Below are 775 nucleotides of genomic sequence, written 5' to 3'. Positions count from 1 at the left end.
TTTGCCGACAATGCCACTTTATCAAATGGATTGTCTTGCGCTGGCAGATTCGGTAGAAGCTCCGCAGAAGTTTCGCCATATGCTGATATAGCTTGCTGTAATCTTTACCGAGTGTTTCGAGTAGCTCAGCGGTTTGGGAGAAGTGATCAATCAGCTCTTGGCGTTGTTGCTCTATGTTCATATTTGCTACATCGAGTCTCTTTTTGATGTTCTTCTGTTTTTATATTCTGGCGTGGTAAGTCGTGATACGACAACACCAACAATTGCTCCGACAAGCAAGCCTACAATGGCATACATCCAAGGCATAACAGCTCCTTATAATGGTTTTAACATGTTATTTACTGCTTAGTTACACGTATTGCGCCACCATGTTACTATGGGAGCAGTAGTCAATAAAGCAAAATAGCAACGACACAATCTCAAGTTTGATAACGGGATTTTATGCCCTGTTTGGTATGAGAACAATGAGCCATAGAAAATACGAACACGACCTCGCGCATAACGGATTCCAGAAAGACGCTGCTCAGTACAATGCAGTGCGAGCACTAGATAGGCTTTTTCATCAATATCTCGATTATTGCGCCCAGCCYCAACCGCAACAAACGCGTTGGCAAAAATTATTAGGCAAACAGCCGCCAGCCAAATTGCCCCCACAAGGACTCTATTTTGGGGTGGTGTTGGGCGTGGAAAACGTATCTCATGGATACTTTTTTGAGGCTTTGCCTTACTCAACGCAAAATGCGCGTTCATTTTCATCGCTTTATGTATCGAGTTC

1 protein-coding gene and 2 pseudogenes are annotated in these 775 nt (G+C 43.7%); 2 read left to right on the top strand and 1 reads right to left on the bottom strand.

Annotation, left to right across the window (positions count from 1 at the left end; genetic code table 11):
- Nucleotides 1-306: pseudogene (zapG, locus tag CIK04_RS24440) on the bottom strand (Z-ring associated protein ZapG); the annotation flags it as partial.
- A gap of 149 nt (nt 307-455) precedes the next feature.
- On the opposite strand from zapG, the pseudogene zapE reads away from it, so the two are divergent.
- Together zapE and CIK04_RS35670 are read left to right on the top strand one after the other, a co-directional pair.
- Nucleotides 456-683 (top strand): annotated as a pseudogene (zapE, locus tag CIK04_RS24435) (AFG1/ZapE family ATPase); the annotation flags it as partial.
- Nucleotides 684-699: 16 nt separating this feature from the next.
- Nucleotides 700-775 (top strand): hypothetical protein (locus CIK04_RS35670; RefSeq protein ID WP_369597171.1); only part of this gene is annotated, 76 nt, incomplete at its 3' end.

The sequence above is a fragment of the Vibrio sp. 03_296 genome, from assembly GCF_002265885.1.
The sequence above is the reverse complement of the archived record's forward strand: the minus strand, read 5'-3'. Positions and strand labels throughout refer to the sequence as shown.